We start from the raw sequence: 16,430 nt of genomic DNA, 5'->3' as shown, positions 1-16,430 counted from the left end.
TTATACCGCAATCTAATTTATACTGCTATCAAATCTAACTTTGCTTTCACGAGAGCAACTTGCTGTGCCAACTCAATCTCTGAGCCGTATTTCACCACAAATTGCTGCCAATAATTTTTTGCTTCATCAAACTTTTTGTTTACCCAGAAGTACTCGCCAAGATGGTACAAAGCTTGATCGTGCGCAACGTTTTGCTGCTCAAAGCTCATTGCTTTAAGACGCTCAAGACCAGCGTTGCGCTCTTCTTCTTTTTCGCTGTCAAGCTGCATCAAGGCAAGCTTAACATCATAATAACTTTTTAATTCGGCATTTTTCATATGCGCAAGCGCTTCACGCAACACGGTCAACGCTTCATCTTTGCGACCAAGATTGCTTAATGCTGCAGATTGCAATGCCAAAAAGGCAGCTGCAATGCCAGCACGACTATTGTTTGCATAACCTTGACGAAATGCCTGTTCTGTCTTTTCCCACTTTTCTTGTTCTGAATCAAATTGAAGATCGCTGGTAACGTTCTTTTGTGCTGCTTGCCCTTTAACTGGCGCTTGATAAACATTAAGCGCTTCAACAAAGTCACGGTGGGCTGCTACTTGCACACGCTGATCGTACATGCGATAACCAAAAAATGATGCGGCACCCAAGCTTGTGGCCAAAAGAGCCGTTATTACAAGCTTTTTATGCGCAACAAGATTGTTTATCAAACGATCAAGTCCTTGCAAAACTGGATTATTCATTGATTCCATGCTATCTCCAACGTTAAAGTAGGTAACAGTAAATTTACTACTGTGATTATTTTCAACTATAACTTATTTATAATAAAAGTATACAATTTTGTATATTTTGGCCAAAAATGGCAAAAAATGATGCTATTGGTAATTTTTTATCACTTTTTCTCAACAATACGGGCTGCTGCCAACATAATTGCTTGCTTAATATCATATTCATTGGCGCTGCCATGGCAAACAACTACACGGCCATTAACGCCTGCCAAGACTGCCCCACCAAAGGGCCTACCGGTAAATTTATCTTCAATTTCACTAAAAAACCGCTCTCCCCAGCTGGCAATGGCCTGTTTGCAGGCATCATCTTTGAGCTTGGTCAGCTCTTGTTTGCCATACGCTGCCAGCATATAATGAACCGATTCCATAGTTTTTATTAAGATATTGCCCGAAAAACCGTCACAAACAACCACGTCGGCTTTATTCACCACTATTTGGTATGGTTCAATATTACCCACAAAGTTAAGATTAGACTGCTTGAGTAGTCCAAAAACCTCTTTGGTTAATGCCGAACCCTTTTCATCTTCTTCCCCGTTGGCCAAAAGACCTACGCGGGGGTTGGCAATGCCCAAAACGTGTTGTGCATAATCGGCGCCCAAATGGGCAAATTGATATAAATGTTGGGGGCGACATTCTGTGTTGGCACCCAGATCGAGCCCAACAACACGACCATGCAACCCGGGCAAAAGGCCCAAAATAGCAGGTCGTTCGATATTTTCAGTTCTGCCAAGAATAAATGAGGCTGCTGCCATAAAAGCACCAGAATTGCCCGCAGAGACAACACCACGGCATTGCTGGTCTTTAACACTTCTTACCGCTTGAACAAGGGAAGAAGTCGGTTTTTTTCTAATCGAAAGAACTGGATTTTCGGCCATACCAATTCTTTCTGGCGCATCGGTAACTTTTATGGGATAACGCTGCCAAGTAGGATCAAGTTGATCTAAATGGGTTTTAACCAGCGCTTGCGGGCCAAAGATCATTACAGGAACATTATCTTTGGCAGCGCTGAGCGCACCAGAAACAACAACCTGAGGAGCGTGGTCGCCACCCATAGCATCAATAGCTATCATTGCTTGATCCTCTCGCACCTTATCATTTCTTTACGAAACGACTATGAGTTATCCGGTATGATAAGACTGTGTGATACAAAAAAAGGCTCTTTCAAGCCTTTTTTTAAACCTTATTTAGATTCTGGTGCCGCATCTGCTGCTAAAGCGCCTTCTGCTCGAGCATGAGCCATTTGGCCTTCGCGTGCTTTACCGCGCTCGAACATACGTTCACCCTTGGTGCGCAATACTTTTACGCCCTTGTAGTAACCGCACTCTTTGCACACTTGGTGCATAGCAACGGGGGATTGGCAGGTCAGGCAGCTCGCTGGAATACTTGGCTTAAGGCCTTTGTTTGCTGCGCGGCTATCGCGTCTGGATCGGGACTGTTTACGTTTAGGAACTGGCATTTCTCACTCCTGGTATGCATACGCTCAACTTCGAGCTTAACTAATTCATGAAGCTTTTAAAACTTGATATATGCCGTATAGCGTAATTTTATAACGTCTTTTTGTCAAAATCTAATTACAAACTTGTAAAATCAGTCATTTTTGGCACAATAGTAATTGATCATCAGAATATCACGATTTCTTCAAATTTCTAATGCAGGAGACACTCATGACAAAATCGAACATGGATTTAGTCAAAGAACTACGCGAAAAAACGCAAGTGAGCTTGATGGATTGCAGAAAAGCACTGGAAGAATCCCAAGGAGATATTGAAAAAGCTATTGAATTCCTCCGCAAAAAAGGCGCCTCAGTTGCTGCTAAGCGTGCAGAAAATGCTACCGACAACGGTCGTATTGAAGCATACATCAGCGATGACTTTAAACATGGTTCTTTGGTGGAAGTCGTGTGCGAAACAGATTTTTCTGCAAATACTGACGTTATGAAAGAATTTGCTATTCATGCAGCAAAACTTGCAACACAAGACAGCTGTTCAGACATAGCAAAACTTTTTGCAGACCATAAAGAACTTCAAGACCATCACAACGATATTTTGGCAAAAATTGCTGAAAACATTCAAGTCGGCGCTATCAAGAACTTTTCGGTTGGAAAATTTGGTATTGTTAACGCATACATCCATCCCGGTTCAACCGTTGGCGCTTTAATTGAGCTTGAAACAGAACAAGACGGCAGCGCACACCTGGAAGAATTGAAAAATCTTTCTCGCGACATTTGTATGCATATTGCGGTATTCAAGCCATTGTGCATTGCACCAGAAGATCTTGACCAAAGCTTAGTTGAAAAAGAACGCGATATTGTTAAAGAACAAGTTGCAGGCAGCAACAAACCAGCTAACATTATTGAAAAAATGATCACTGGCAAGCTCAGCAAGTACTATCAAGATGTATGCTTGACGCAACAAAAATTCATCAAAAACGAAGATGTAACCGTTGAACGTCAATTAGCTGAAGTTGGCAACAAAATCAAAAATACTATTAAAATTAAGCAATTTGCTCGCTTCACGGTAGGAAAAAAATAACTATGAAAAGAGTTTTGATCAAAATTAGTGGACAACTTTTTGATCACGCTGGCGCTGTGTTTAACAAAGAATTTGCTACTGCTTTAAGCAAACAACTTGTAGAACTTCAAAAAACCATGCTGTTTGGCATTGTTATTGGCGGCGGCAACTTTTTTCGTGGACATCAACATGGCCAACAGTTGGGACTGCCACGCAGCGCTGCTGATACCGTTGGCATGCTGGCAACCATGATGAACGGCGTTATTTTGCATAACTTTTTACGCGAAGCTGGCATTGACGCGCTGCTTTTGAGCGCACTAGAAGCTCCGCAAGTTGCGCCAAGCATTTCGCAACAAACTATTGATCAGGCATTGCGCAACAAGCAATGCATTATTTTTGCAGGCGGTACGGGTAATCCATTTGTATCAACCGATACCAATGCCATTATTCGCGCGCTCCAAATTGATGCAGACCAAGTGTGGAAGGCAACCAACGTAGATGCTGTCTACGATGCCGACCCAAGTAAAAACGTGCATGCAAAAGCATATAAGCAACTGAGTTACCAAGAAGTTATGAGTAAGCAACTTAAAGTTATGGACAGTGCCGCTATTGCCTTGGCACAAGAACATAACGTAGTAATTCGCGTTTTTGATGTTTTTGCACCAAACGCTTTATTAAACGCAGCTAGCGACCAAACAATTGGCAGTACAATTAGTTAACTACTCACAAAGGATTGATGATGGAAGAAATAGCATTTCTCGAAGGTGATTCTAAAAGTATAGAAAATCTTTTGAAACAAGAAATGGATAAGCCATTAAAGCATTTTGAAAAAGAATTGACCAGCATTCGTACCGGTAGAGCTTCAACAAAGTTGATTGAAGACCTCAAAGTTGAAAGCTATGGCCAATTTATGCCTCTTAAAGATATTGCTACACTTGCAGCTCCAGACAGCAGATTGCTGACTATTCAAGCGTGGGACTCAAACAATATCAGCGCTATTGAAAAAGCATTAACAACATCAGACCTTGGTGTTGTTCCAGCAAATGATGGCAGCATCATTCGCATTCAATTACCTCAAATGAGTTCAGCTCGTCGCGATGAATTGGTAAAAGTTTTGGGCAAAAAAACTGAAGAATGCCGCGTTGGCATTAGAAATGTGCGCAAAGACTTTCACAATGAAATTCGTGATGCAGAAAAGAAAAAGATCATTTCTGAAGATTTTGCAAAGAGACTTACTACGCTGTTGCAAAAAGTCACCGACGATTTTATTAGCAAAGTAGATACAACACATGATAAAAAGAGCGCTGAACTTAAGAGTTTATAAGCTTTTGATATCTTGAATTTTTAAAGGGGCAGCTCTTAACAGGCTGTCCCTTTTTTTATAACGCTAAACGCTCCAGCGCATATGCTAGCTCGAATTCTTGATCTTTCTTATAAAACTTCATACGCTCTTGGTCTGTTGCCAATCTCAAACGCCTTACAAAGTCTTTAAGAGCCTGATTTGCCAGTACAACCGGACCATTACCCCAACGATCTTGTACATCAAAACGGGCACCAGCACACGCAAGAAAATGGATGAGTTTACGCACGAGTGCACAATCACCCCGTAACTCCAAACCAACAGCGCACAGCAATGGTGTTCGTTCATAAAGATCGGTTGTTTCAAGTGAAGCACCAAAACAACAGAGCACACGAACCGCATTAACATCTTTTTGTTTTATGGCTATGTGCAACGGACTTGCTGCTTGCACCCCGCGCGCTTTAAGCAATTGCATTGCTTTTGAGTTTGAACTCATAACGACATAATTAAGCGGAGTAAGACCACTTGGGTCGGCATAACCGTGCGGGCTTGCACCGTTAAAAAGCACCTGTTCAAGTGCCTGATAGTCATGCTCGTACACCGCTGAGTACACCGCAGCATCTAGTGTGTGCCGCTCAAGGTACTCTTGTGTTTCACGCTCAAATTGCAAAAATTGGCTAACATTAAGAACTCTTTCTAATGTGGCACATGTTGCATGAAACTCATAAGCATCAATGGACTGGCGCTGCACACGACCCAACAAAAAAGTACGCGCACTGCGCATACTGCCAATTGGACCACCAGAAATAACGTAGGCAAGCCGGCACCAGCGCGAATTCATCAATACAAGCTTTTTAAAATTTTTGAAAAAAGAATCGATACCCGGACAATCATCAGTCGAAAGAACATAGTTAAAAATAGTAAGCATGAGCTCTTCAGGAAAAGATCGAAAATTTGAATCTTCAAAAGATACTTCTTCTTGCTCTATCCAATCGCTAGAACTCGCTGCAAAACATGGCTCAAAAAAACCTGTTACAACTATCATCATGAGCAATCTTATTTTCATGATCAGCCCCCTCATAATGAGCAGCTCCGTTTCCCACCGTGATTGAACTCTAGCAAGCTGGCATGAGAAAAAGAAAGTAATGAGCGTAAATAATTATATCGCTTGCTCAGTTACTTAATAAAAGCATGAAAAATAAGATAGAAAAAAAAGAGAGCCAGTAAAGCAATACCGGTCAACCTGCCTACCTCTTTTTTAAAAAGGCTGTATCCAACCAATGCAAACGTTGCAAACATAAAACACGAAGTTGAACGCAGCGGGGTTAAATCAATGGGAATGTCAGACAAAAACGTGAGCGTGCCCAGCACCAACGTACCGTGGCCCAGCACATTGCCCAGCGTTGGCCCCACCACCAGGCCATACTCTTTACTTTTTAACGCGTTGAGGCTGACCACCAGTTCTGGCAGCGAGGTACCCATGGCCACCACGGTTGCCCCCACCGTTTCTAGCGGCAGGCCACACCAGTACGAGCAGTGGGCCACACTGTGCACCACCACCATTGAAGAAGCAAGTACCAGCAACAGGCTCATGAAAAGCTTGAGCGCTATGCCCCACTTAGTGTACCAAAACGAAATACCTTTGTAGTACAACAGCTCATGCGTTACCGCATAGGCCTCTTGCAGCTCCTGCAGTGTACGATGGCGGTAGACCCACAACAACGAACCGGCGTAGCAAGCAATGAGCACCAGGCCGTAAAAACGTGTCAGCTGACCAATAAACAAATTGATCGCCATGATAATGCTGCTCAAAGCTAACAGGACCATTGAGCGCATTTGATCATTTTTGGTCAAAATGATGGACTTGGTTACCAGCAGGGTTATGCCTAAAATAAGGGTTGTTTCAGTAAAATTAGCCCCCACAACATCACCAGCAGCCATTTGCCCCACGCCCGTTAGGGCCGAAGAAATTGCCACGCACAATTCCGGAATGTTGGCCACAATGGGCAGCAAGATAAAGGCTATAAAAAAGCGGGTAACACCAAAGGCTGGCGCAACCTTGACGGCATAAGTTACCACCCGCCCGCCGGCAAACCAGAGCATAACCAGGCCCATAACGCTGCTGATTAAAAACATACTGATCATGACCGCATTCATAAAAAATCCCACTTTTTTGCATTTTTATAACTAAAGGGCTTTAGTTTAAAAACTTTTAGCAAACTTGTAACCTTTTTTAAAAAACTCACTTTTTAATTCAAATTTACGGTTTTTAAAAAATGACGTTTTCTATCTGCAACCTTAGATTTGTGCGACTGAGTCGATCAAAGTAAAAAAAAGAAACAAAATCATTGCAAGTAGAAATAAAAATATTGCAAGCTAAGTACATGCCAAAGGCAGCGCAACCTTTGGTTCAGGTAAAAATAATTACTAACCATAACTCAGGGAGATTCTATTATGAATTTTAAACAATACTTTGCCGCATTAGCATTTGTAGGCTTTAGCGTTACTGCTTCAGCAACTGCCCCAGCGTGGTTTAACCAAGTTCATGACGCATTAAACGATATCGATGCAAAGCTTGATGAATCGTCAATTGCACTACAAGGATGGAACAATGCTCTTGTTGGACTTGATAGTCAATTTGATGCAATGCAAGCACTGCGTCAGTCAACTTTTAACTTAATCAGAAACAAATTTAGTCTTATTCAGTCAGATTTAAACCAATCTGAACAAGATAGAATTATCGCTGTTAATAATCTTACTAACGAATTAAATATACTCAGAACAACAACTGACGAAGAAATTGCTCAGCTTCAAGCGCTTAATGCAGACTTGCAAGCACAACTTTTAGCAGCTCAAAATTCATTGATTAATGTAAACCAAGAGAACGAAGCTCATGCTCTTGGTATTATCAATAGCTTGACCGCGTTGCAAGCTAAGTACAGCGCGTTGCTGACGCAACGTGAATCGTTTAATAACACATTGCAAGCTTTTATCAACCGTGTATCTGCATTTGCTGATCAAAACAACGGCGACTTAAACCAAATCAGCAATGATCTTGGCTTAAACGCTCCAGTAGCTGGTGAGTAAAACTCGCCCGCTTTATACTGAATTTTATTACCGAGCAAGGTCTTAAGACTTTGCTCGGTATTTTTTTGTCTAAAAAAAAGGCTCAACTTTTGTGCTACTTTTCTGTACAATCGAATACCTTCTCAAATAATTTTTTACCGTTGCACAAAAAAGAGCATTATGAGCAATCACTTAACCCACTTGCACATTCACACTGAATACTCTCTGCTGGATGGCGCTATTCATCTCAAAGACTTGGTCAAAATGGCCAAAGAACAGGAATGGAAGGCTATCGGCATTTCTGATCATGGCAATATTTTTGGCGCCGTAAAATTTTTTCAGCTGGCACAGAAAGAAAAGGTTAAGCCAATCTTGGGCATAGAAATGTACTTTACGCCCGATGTTGCTATTAAAAATGCTAAAGAAAAATATTTCCATTTAATTTTGGTTGTGCAAAATAAAGTCGGTTATAAAAATTTATGTAAGCTCATTTCATATGCTTATCAGGAAGGTTTTTACTTTAAACCGCGTATCGATTATGCCATTTTAGCAAAGCACTCGGAAGGCCTTGTTGCCAGCACCGCGTGTCTTGGCGGACATATTCCAACACTGCTACAAGAAGATCGGCACGACGAAGCGGTGCAACGCATTTACCAATTTCAAGAAATTTTTGGCCCTGATCGTTTCTTTTTTGAACTGCAACCAACTGATCAAGAAAAACAGGCAGGCCTAAACAGCATGTTGCTCGATTATGGCAAGCGGTACAATGTGCCATGCATTGCTACCAGCGACGCACATTATTTAAGAAAAGAAGATCATCAAGCCCACGAAATGTTATTGTCGGTTCAAACTAAAGACGTTCTTTCAAACCCCAATCGCTTTTCGTTTGGTGATTGCCGGACATATGTCCGCTCCACCAGCGAAATGCTGGAAATTTTTAAAGGTCATGAAGAAGTTGTGTGGAACACAGGAAAAATTGCCGACAGCTGCGACTTTGATTTTGAGTGGGGAAAGCTATTTTTTCCACAATCACCGGTACCCAAAGAGTACACACAAGAAACTTTTTTTGAGCACTCCTGCCGTGAAGGTTTGGTGGAACTTAAACAAAAGGGTTTAATTCCGCAGGAACAGTATCCTGTTTATGATGCGCGGCTTGAAGAAGAAATTAGCTTGATCATGAAGATGGGCTTTATTGGTTACTTTTTGGTCGTTAGTGATTTTATTAAATGGGCAAAGGCACAAAAAATTCCAGTTGGTCCTGGCCGTGGTTCGGCTGCTGGTTCACTGGTTGCATGGGCCATGCAAATTACCAACGTAGACCCACTCAAATACAACTTACTCTTTGAACGTTTTTTAAACCCTGAACGCGTCAGCATGCCAGATATTGATATCGACTTTTGCATTGAAGGCCGTGAAGCGGTTATTAATCACGTTAAAGAAAAGTACGGGCACGATTGCGTATGCCAAATTATAACGTTTGGTACCATGATGGCAAAAAGCGTAATCAAAGACGTTGCGCGCGTGATGGAATTTCCGTTCCAAGATGCCAATGCACTAACCGACCTTATTCCCAACCAGCTCAATATTAACTTAACACAGGCATTTGAACTTGAACCACGCTTAAAAGAAATGGTTGATTCTGACCCTAAAGTTAAGCATCTGTTTGATATCTGCTTCAAACTTGAAGGGCTTACACGCCACGCGTCAAAACATGCTGCTGGCATTGTAATATCGCCCGAACCGCTTGACGAAGTGCTACCACTGTACATCCCACCAAAATCAACTGATCTGGTTGCACAATATGCTATGACCGAGCTTGAAAGTATCGGCTTTTTGAAGATGGACTTTTTAGGCTTAAAAAACTTAACGGTCATTGACCGCACCTTAAAAGTTATTAAGAAAAATCACGGTGTTGATATCGACTTAGACACGCTCCCTCTTGACGACAAAGCAGTATTTGAACTGATATCGCGGGGGCAAACCAACGCCATATTCCAATTTGAATCTGATGGGTTGAAAGAAGTATTGCGCAAACTTAAGCCATCAAAATTTGAAGACTTAATTGCAGTTAACGCGCTGTACCGACCAGGTCCGTTGGGCGCAGGCATGGTGGACGACTTTATTGAACGGCGCCACGGCCGCCAAGAAGTTACCTACGCTTTTGCTGAGTTAAAGCCAATCTTGGAAGAAACGTATGGCGTTATTGTGTATCAAGAACAGGTTATGAAAATCGCTTCTGCCATTGCGGGCTACTCACTGGGCGCGTCAGACATTTTGCGCCGCGCGATGGGAAAAAAGAAGGCTGAAGTAATGGCCGAGCAGCGCTCGTTGTTTGTGCAAGGTGCTAAAGAAAACAACTTTGATGAAAAAAAAGCAGGCGACCTGTTTGACTTGATGGCCTACTTTGCTGGGTATGGTTTTAACAAATCGCACTCAACAGCATACGCACTGATTGCCTACCAAACCGCGTATCTGAAAGCGCACTATCCAAAAGAGTTTATGGCTGCCTGTGTAAGCTTTGAAACCAGCAACCCAGACCAGCTCACGCACTATCTGCAAGAAATTAGCGACCTGGGCATAAGAACCATACCACCGGACATTAACCGTTCTGAAATGGAATTTGCTGCCATGCCAGATGGTATTTTGTTTGGACTGCAAGGCATTAAAAACGTTGGCGAAAACGCACTCAAAGATATTTTGAAAGAACGCGAAATTGCACCGTTTAAAGATATGCTGGACATGTGCAAGCGCGTTGACTTGCGCACGGTCAATAAGCGCGTTTTTGAAAGTTTAATTTATGCTGGCGCTCTTGACTGCTTGCCAGGCAACCGCGCACAAAAAATTGCCGAGCTTGAAAAAGTGCTAGCACGCGCGCACGAACTTAAAGAGCAAGAACTTACCGGCCAAATGGATTTGTTTGGCATGAGCCAAGATAAAAATAAAACCGAAGAATTTTACGCCTTTCAGCCATTGGCCGACTTTACTACCAAAGAAAAATTGGAAAAAGAAAAAGAGGTTGCCGGCTTTTATTTAAGCTCGCATCCACTACGTAGCTATCCCATTGTTCAATGGCTTGCAACTACCAGCTTTAAAGAAGCGTTACAAAAAATTGAATCGGTCACGTCGCTGCGCGAGCCTGATGTAGTATGCGTTGGCCTGCTGCAAAGCAAGCGCGTTATCAACACCAAAAAAGGTGATAAGATGGCATTTGCTAACATGGAAGATTTGTCCGATCATGCAGAAATTATTATCTTTCCCAAAACGTACAAAGAAGTTGAACAGCTACTTGATGAGCACGATGTCTTTTTGGTTAAGGGCACTATCGACATAACGTCGCAAAACAAATGCAAAATTAAAGCAAATGTTATGCTGCCCATCGAAATGATTTTCGAACAAACACACGCAATACAGGGCGTTACACTGGGCCTACCGGCAAACTTTGACGAAGAACTTGTTACACACATGCGCGCCATGCTCACCCCCGGCACCACCCCACTCATGCTCGCTTTTAACGAGAGCGGCATAGATTTGGTTTTACAAAGCAAACAACAGGTTGTTTGTAACTCAGATATTTTACAAGCACTTGAAAAGCACGGCATCAAAATCTCAATTGCTGTTTAGTACCTTATGCCAGACAGGTTTGCAGTCGCGCCCACACAGCACTTGGCACATGCTCTTGAAAAGATTTTACCAATGTTACTAAGCGATTTTTTTTGGTTAAATCGTCACAGTCGTTGGCGCGATCAATCACGATTTTGAATAATTCAAACAGCTGATCTTCACTCAATGCATGCTGTTTTGTTGTTTGTACCGTCGCATGAAGTGTCTGCTGCAGCTTTTCGTCCCAGTCGGCAATGACGTACAAATCAAGCACTATACCCCGCAAATCTTGGTTGGCCTGATCAAGCGCAAGCATGTGCTCACACACGGCAATTGCATTAACCCAACGCTTTTCTTTACGATACAAAAAGGCAGCCTGTTTATATTTTTCAGATGCAAGCTGATCGTCAAGTGCCCACAAGATATCACCTTCCAGCTGCAGCGCATACGCACGGTCTTCAAACGAGTGTGATAAAAGCCGGTAAACACTCAAAGCCTTTTCGCGCTCTTTGCGTGTGATGAGGTAGGCCAACTTAAACCATGCAACACTTGCACCGGCAAGATTTTTTCCAGACTCCATCGCTCTCCTTTTTTATTGCGCATAACAGGCATACTGCTATTTTAATTGGCCAATATTGGTTTGCATGCTACACTCGCTCTGTTTTAATTCAAAAATCTTTAACACACACAAGACAACGCCAGAAAATTACCACTAAACAAACTCATGATACACAACGATGCCCTAAAAATTTGGAAAACAAAAGAAATCACAGCACTTCAAGGTTCAGATTTAAAAAAAATCGAACAACAAGTCAATGCTGGAAAAAAAACAGCGCGACAGCGCCTAGACTTGCTGCTTGACCCAAATAGTTTTCAGGAAATTGACCAACTGGCAGCCTCTCCTTTTTTAACCCCCAAACTTTATACCGACGGCGTTGTAACCGGCTTTGGCACTGTTGCGGGCAAAAAAGTTGCCGTATACGCGCAAGATTTTACACTTAAGGGCGGTTCACTGGGCAAGCGCCACGCCGAAAAAATTTGCAAGGTCATGGACATGGCAGCAAAAATTGGCTGCCCAATTATTGGTATTATCGATTCTGGTGGCGCACGCATTGACGAAGGTATTCATGCGTTGGCTGGCTACGGCAGCATTTTTAAACGCAACGTTCATCTTTCTGGTGTTGTCCCACAAATCTCTCTCATTCTTGGCCCCTGCGCAGGAGGCGCTGCTTACTCACCTGCTCTGACTGACTTTGTTTTTATGACCGAACACATTAGCCAAATGTTTATCACCGGCCCACAGGTTATTAAAGAAGTTTTGGGCCAAACCATTACCAAAGAAGAACTTGGAGGCTCACAGGTGCATGCTGCTCTTTCTGGCGTTGCACACGTGATCAGCAAACATGAAGATGAGTGCTTTGCACAACTTAAAAAACTTTTGTCACTTTTGCCCAGCAACTATTTGGCAGCCGACGCAGACAGTACCCAAGAGCCAGCATCAGAACAACCACTCGACCGACTTATGCCAACGTCTGAAACAGCCAGCTACGACATCAAAAAAATTATTCGCGCAGTGGTTGATAGTGAAACGTTTTTTGAAATTCATGAGCTCTTTGCACAAAACATGGTGGTGGGCTTTGCACGCCTTGCCGGTAAAACAGTTGGCATGATAGCCAACCAACCATTACATAAAGCCGGCACTATCGACAGTGATGCCTCAACCAAAGCTGCCCGCTTTATCAATTGCTGCAACAATTTTTCGATTCCCATCATTTCATTAGTCGATGTTCCTGGTTTTTTACCCGGCATTGACCAAGAGCATCATGGCATTATTCGGCACGGCGCTAAACTTTTGTATGCGTATGCCAATGCTACGGTACCCAAAATTACCGTTATTACACGCAAGGCCTTTGGCGGTGCTTACATTGTAATGGGCAGCAAAGAGCTGGGGGCCGACTTTAACTTTGCCTGGCCAAGCGCACACATTGCCGTTTTGGGCCCCCAGGCAGCCATTGCCATTTTGTATGGCAAACAACTGGCCAATGAACCGGTTGAAAACAGGCCAGAGCTTAAAAAAATGCTAGAGACTACCTACCGGGAGGAATACCTGCACCCTTACGTTGCCGCAGAATATGGCTATATTGATGCTATTATCGAGCCCAACACTACACGCCAAATGCTTATAAAAGCCCTCACAATGGCTGAAAACAAGGTAGAAAGCCTGCCTAAAAAGAAAAACGGCAATATTCCGCTGTAAAGCCCACTTTTTAAAGATATTTTGACCCCCGCTGCCCCTCTGCTATAATATTACTAGTTGAATATTAAAATAAAAAAGGGGTTATTATGAAGAATTTCAAAAAACTAGCATTAGTGTCACTTTTTGCCAGCTTGATAGCTGGTAGCACCAGTCAAATTTTTGCTGCTAGCAGCAGCACCAGCTCAAGCAGCAGTTCCAGTAGCTCAAGCGAACAAGATATCGCCACCACAGAAATAACATGTCCTATCGATCCGGCAATTTTGGCCGATAAAGAAAAGCTTTCTACCTGCTTACAGATCATGCACCTTCGCGCACGAACCGTGCAAACAATGTACGACCGTGCTTGCCATGCACAGGGTCAAGTAGATATATTGTCTCATAGTATGAGTTTGCAAAAACATTTCTCAGATGCTAAAGAAAGTTTTGAAAAAATAAATATCGATTTTTATAAAGAAGCAGAAATTGTTTACTCTGAAGCTCCGCAAGACGTGCAACAATTTATCGACCACCTAGAAAAAGACGCAACGCTACGCATCAAACAAAACTATAATATTGCGCAATATCCAACATATTTCAATGTTGCCAACATTACAAAAACAAAACTACTTCCTTCGGTAATGCGCAAAAAATTCCTCTGGTCTGCTGCAGGCATAGCAGCATGTGGTAAAATTCTCGATTTTGCAAAGTTGGAAAACGCAACCTATCCTTACAAGCACTATCTGGCCTCAGTGTACAGAAAACTTGTTGACCATTACAAACAACACTACTCACTCGAACTTCCTGAAAGAATTTTTGCGCTCGACTGCGCTTACCTAACACTTTCACAAGACGATCTCATCACGCTTATTGAGTTATTGCAACAACATAATGCTGAAAGCATTGTTAATTTGCTTGAAAAACAAATAAGCTTGCAAGAAGAAACGCTTAAGGGCCAAAAAGCATCAGACACAAAAGCCCGCTTACAAGCCCAACGTCTGCGCAACACTTTTGCCCGAGTTAAAGAATCAATACACAGCTTCAAAAAATCTTTTCCACATTCCGCACACAACACAGCAAGAGAATATTTCTGTTACAATTACGCCTTGCCAGATATTCTTAACTTATTCACCAACAACATATTTTTACAATATGATATCTACTACATGAATATTATTGGCATTCTTGCCAAAGTATACCAAGTAAATGCCTCTGCTGTAAGTGAATTACACTATCCACCAGCAGCAGCCAAAGACATTTTGGCATGTTCTGAAAAATTCGACACCTTACTTGGACTTGAAACAATTCAAGAACCAAAGAAAACAGACACAATCGATGATAGCTGGATTGAAGAAATTGATGCAAAAAGAAAAGGACCTCGAGGGAAAAAAGGCAATAATCAAAGAAAAAAAGGCAAAGGATCACAAAAGCCAGTCACTAAGCCCGCATCAACTAAGTCTGCCAAAAAAACTCAGTCCTCAAGCGTACCTAGCTCTAGCACGTCAAGTTCATCTTCCAGTTCTAGCACACCAGCTACATCAACAACACCAACAAGCAGTGAACGGTTACTTCCTATTACCTTTAAAGAGCAAGTTGAACAAGAACCAGTTGCTCTTCTTCCCATACCCATGGAAGAACAAAGCGTAAATGAAGACTATATTGAATCAGAGCAAGAAAATTTTATTCACCTGGTAGACCTTGCACGAGCACCCCAAGGAGGCCAAGAAAATAGCGTGTTCATCTATCCACAAATCACGCTCCATGATCACAACCCACTTGCCAGCATAAAACTGAGCCAACGCACCCTCGAAAAATCTTTACGACCATGCGATAACAACCATGCGTTTACTCAACTTGTTGAAAACTACGGTTGCTATGCCAAACTTGAAAAAGTAGAAGAACTTTCTGATGGTAAATGCAAATGTTTTTATTCAATGCCGGGCAGAATAGCATCTCTTGCTTACCCTGCAGAACGAGCAGCTTATGTAGGTCCAAACGGATATTTTGAATTTATTATCATTAAAGCTACACCAGCAAGCACTGGCGGGACCTGCACTCATCGTTTTTTTAGGCCAGGATTTGTAGCGTTCCCTGAAAAATTAGACACTGAAACTTTAGCATAAAAAACCAATTTTATTGCGAACTCATAAAAGCCTACAGTATACTAACCTACTGTAGGCTTTTTATTATTTTTTAGGGGATTTCTCATGAACGAAAAATTTTTGTCAGTACGATTATTTTTCACTAAATATTTACACGCACTTATTGTTGTTGGTGTTGTTATAGCAGGCATTGCCGGCTATGCAACCTACACTCATATTAAAAAATCCCCACCCGCTACTGCTTTTCAACTATTGACTGAAATTCCTGAAGAACTCAAAGGTTCACTTGTCACGATTAAAAAATTAAAAGAAGAACACTTTCTTGACTACCACAACATGTTTTCTAACATTGTGCGCGAGAACATGGAATTTCCAAAGAATATCACACTCTCGTACACAATTATGTATCTCAAGAGCGAGCTAAAAAAAATGAATGCCAACAAAATGATTATTTATGTTGTGTACGACAACGCAGACAACAAACTGATTGGCTCTGTTGCTATTCGTGAAAAGAATGAGTCTGACCCTGGCCAATGCAGCTGCTGGATTAACGAAAACTACTGGGGCGGCGGGCGCATTCAAGAAGCGCTACGTTTAATTGCTAAAGCATGGTTTATGGTAAAACCATACGACAGCTTTTATGCTCAAGTACGGCTGTGGAACAAGCGCAGCTACCACGCACTGCTCAAGGCAGGCTTTGTAGACACCAACGACTATTTCTATGAAACCAACGGCGAGAAAGGCCGTCATATTTTGGAAATGCACCGAAAAACGGTTGCTGAATAAGGTTCATGTTCCTAACGTACTTTGTACGCAAATATCCTTTAATTTCAGGCTTTTTGG

General features: G+C 42.2%; 14 protein-coding genes. 8 read left to right on the top strand and 6 right to left on the bottom strand.

The genetic code is table 11. The features are described 5' to 3' along the window. Positions 1–17 precede the first annotated feature (17 nt). The 3 genes from K2W90_03465 to rpmF form a co-directional block, all read right to left on the bottom strand. The gene (locus tag K2W90_03465; GenBank protein ID MBY0353396.1) at positions 18–740 is read right to left on the bottom strand and encodes a hypothetical protein; all 723 of its coding nucleotides are present in this window, start codon (positions 738–740) and stop codon (positions 18–20) included. 140 nt (positions 741–880) lie between these two features. Continuing rightward, positions 881–1,846: a phosphate acyltransferase PlsX gene (gene plsX, locus K2W90_03460; GenBank protein MBY0353395.1), complete on the bottom strand. Its 966-nt coding sequence runs from the start codon at positions 1,844–1,846 to the stop codon at positions 881–883. Positions 1,847–1,956: 110 nt separating this feature from the next. Further along, the gene (gene rpmF, locus K2W90_03455; protein MBY0353394.1) at positions 1,957–2,232 is read right to left on the bottom strand and encodes a 50S ribosomal protein L32; all 276 of its coding nucleotides are present in this window, start codon (positions 2,230–2,232) and stop codon (positions 1,957–1,959) included. A 208-nt stretch (positions 2,233–2,440) separates the two neighbouring features. Here rpmF and tsf point away from each other — a divergent pair, with 208 nt between their 5' ends. Genes tsf through frr form a run of 3 tightly spaced genes read left to right on the top strand, consistent with a single transcriptional unit; the run spans position 2,441 to position 4,610 of the window. Then, the gene (gene tsf, locus K2W90_03450; GenBank protein MBY0353393.1) at positions 2,441–3,307 is read left to right on the top strand and encodes a translation elongation factor Ts; all 867 of its coding nucleotides are present in this window, start codon (positions 2,441–2,443) and stop codon (positions 3,305–3,307) included. A gap of 2 nt (positions 3,308–3,309) precedes the next feature. After that, a complete protein-coding gene (locus tag K2W90_03445) occupies positions 3,310–4,005 on the top strand; it encodes a uridine monophosphate kinase (protein MBY0353392.1) in 696 nt (231 codons plus the stop codon). A gap of 20 nt (positions 4,006–4,025) precedes the next feature. Next, positions 4,026–4,610: a ribosome recycling factor gene (gene frr, locus K2W90_03440; protein MBY0353391.1), complete on the top strand. Its 585-nt coding sequence runs from the start codon at positions 4,026–4,028 to the stop codon at positions 4,608–4,610. Positions 4,611–4,665: 55 nt separating this feature from the next. On the opposite strand, the gene K2W90_03435 is transcribed toward frr, so the two are convergent. Beyond that, positions 4,666–5,652, bottom strand: a complete 987-nt coding sequence (locus tag K2W90_03435; GenBank protein ID MBY0353390.1) for an ankyrin repeat domain-containing protein — start codon at positions 5,650–5,652, stop codon at positions 4,666–4,668. A gap of 110 nt (positions 5,653–5,762) precedes the next feature. Then, on the bottom strand, positions 5,763–6,743 hold the full coding sequence (locus K2W90_03430) for a hypothetical protein (protein ID MBY0353389.1): 981 nt from the start codon (positions 6,741–6,743) through the stop codon (positions 5,763–5,765). 297 nt (positions 6,744–7,040) lie between these two features. Here K2W90_03430 and K2W90_03425 point away from each other — a divergent pair, with 297 nt between their 5' ends. Next, entirely contained in the window at positions 7,041–7,673 is a 633-nt protein-coding gene (locus tag K2W90_03425; GenBank protein MBY0353388.1) for a hypothetical protein, read from the top strand. A gap of 159 nt (positions 7,674–7,832) precedes the next feature. Further along, a complete protein-coding gene (gene dnaE, locus K2W90_03420; protein MBY0353387.1) occupies positions 7,833–11,273 on the top strand; it encodes a DNA polymerase III subunit alpha in 3,441 nt (1,146 codons plus the stop codon). Between the two features lie 4 nt (positions 11,274–11,277). On the opposite strand, the gene K2W90_03415 is transcribed toward dnaE, so the two are convergent. Continuing rightward, entirely contained in the window at positions 11,278–11,832 is a 555-nt protein-coding gene (locus K2W90_03415) for a hypothetical protein (GenBank protein ID MBY0353386.1), read from the bottom strand. Between the two features lie 144 nt (positions 11,833–11,976). On the opposite strand from K2W90_03415, the gene K2W90_03410 reads away from it, so the two are divergent. From K2W90_03410 to K2W90_03400, 3 genes are all read left to right on the top strand, one after another. Further along, positions 11,977–13,509, top strand: a complete 1,533-nt coding sequence (locus tag K2W90_03410; GenBank protein MBY0353385.1) for an acyl-CoA carboxylase subunit beta — start codon at positions 11,977–11,979, stop codon at positions 13,507–13,509. A gap of 86 nt (positions 13,510–13,595) precedes the next feature. Then, positions 13,596–15,608, top strand: a complete 2,013-nt coding sequence (locus K2W90_03405; GenBank protein MBY0353384.1) for a hypothetical protein — start codon at positions 13,596–13,598, stop codon at positions 15,606–15,608. 84 nt (positions 15,609–15,692) lie between these two features. Then, positions 15,693–16,373 carry a GNAT family N-acetyltransferase gene (locus K2W90_03400; GenBank protein ID MBY0353383.1) on the top strand — a complete coding sequence of 227 codons (681 nt, stop codon included), beginning with the start codon at positions 15,693–15,695 and terminating at the stop codon, positions 16,371–16,373. The last annotated feature ends 57 nt before the right edge of the window (positions 16,374–16,430 follow it).

Source organism: Candidatus Babeliales bacterium (assembly GCA_019749895.1).
Taxonomy (GTDB): domain Bacteria; phylum Babelota; class Babeliae; order Babelales; family RVW-14; genus AaIE-18.
The sequence above is the reverse complement of the archived record's forward strand: the minus strand, read 5'-3'. Positions and strand labels throughout refer to the sequence as shown.

Coding starts and splice junctions, on each gene's coding strand:
- K2W90_03465 (MBY0353396.1), bottom strand. CDS start 740: ATGGAATCAATGAATAATCCAGTTTTGCAAGGACTTGATCGTTTGATA.
- plsX (MBY0353395.1), bottom strand. CDS start 1,846: ATGATAGCTATTGATGCTATGGGTGGCGACCACGCTCCTCAGGTTGTT.
- rpmF (MBY0353394.1), bottom strand. CDS start 2,232: ATGCCAGTTCCTAAACGTAAACAGTCCCGATCCAGACGCGATAGCCGC.
- tsf (MBY0353393.1), top strand. CDS start 2,441: ATGACAAAATCGAACATGGATTTAGTCAAAGAACTACGCGAAAAAACG.
- K2W90_03445 (MBY0353392.1), top strand. CDS start 3,310: ATGAAAAGAGTTTTGATCAAAATTAGTGGACAACTTTTTGATCACGCT.
- frr (MBY0353391.1), top strand. CDS start 4,026: ATGGAAGAAATAGCATTTCTCGAAGGTGATTCTAAAAGTATAGAAAAT.
- K2W90_03435 (MBY0353390.1), bottom strand. CDS start 5,652: ATGAAAATAAGATTGCTCATGATGATAGTTGTAACAGGTTTTTTTGAG.
- K2W90_03430 (MBY0353389.1), bottom strand. CDS start 6,743: ATGAATGCGGTCATGATCAGTATGTTTTTAATCAGCAGCGTTATGGGC.
- K2W90_03425 (MBY0353388.1), top strand. CDS start 7,041: ATGAATTTTAAACAATACTTTGCCGCATTAGCATTTGTAGGCTTTAGC.
- dnaE (MBY0353387.1), top strand. CDS start 7,833: ATGAGCAATCACTTAACCCACTTGCACATTCACACTGAATACTCTCTG.
- K2W90_03415 (MBY0353386.1), bottom strand. CDS start 11,832: ATGGAGTCTGGAAAAAATCTTGCCGGTGCAAGTGTTGCATGGTTTAAG.
- K2W90_03410 (MBY0353385.1), top strand. CDS start 11,977: ATGATACACAACGATGCCCTAAAAATTTGGAAAACAAAAGAAATCACA.
- K2W90_03405 (MBY0353384.1), top strand. CDS start 13,596: ATGAAGAATTTCAAAAAACTAGCATTAGTGTCACTTTTTGCCAGCTTG.
- K2W90_03400 (MBY0353383.1), top strand. CDS start 15,693: ATGAACGAAAAATTTTTGTCAGTACGATTATTTTTCACTAAATATTTA.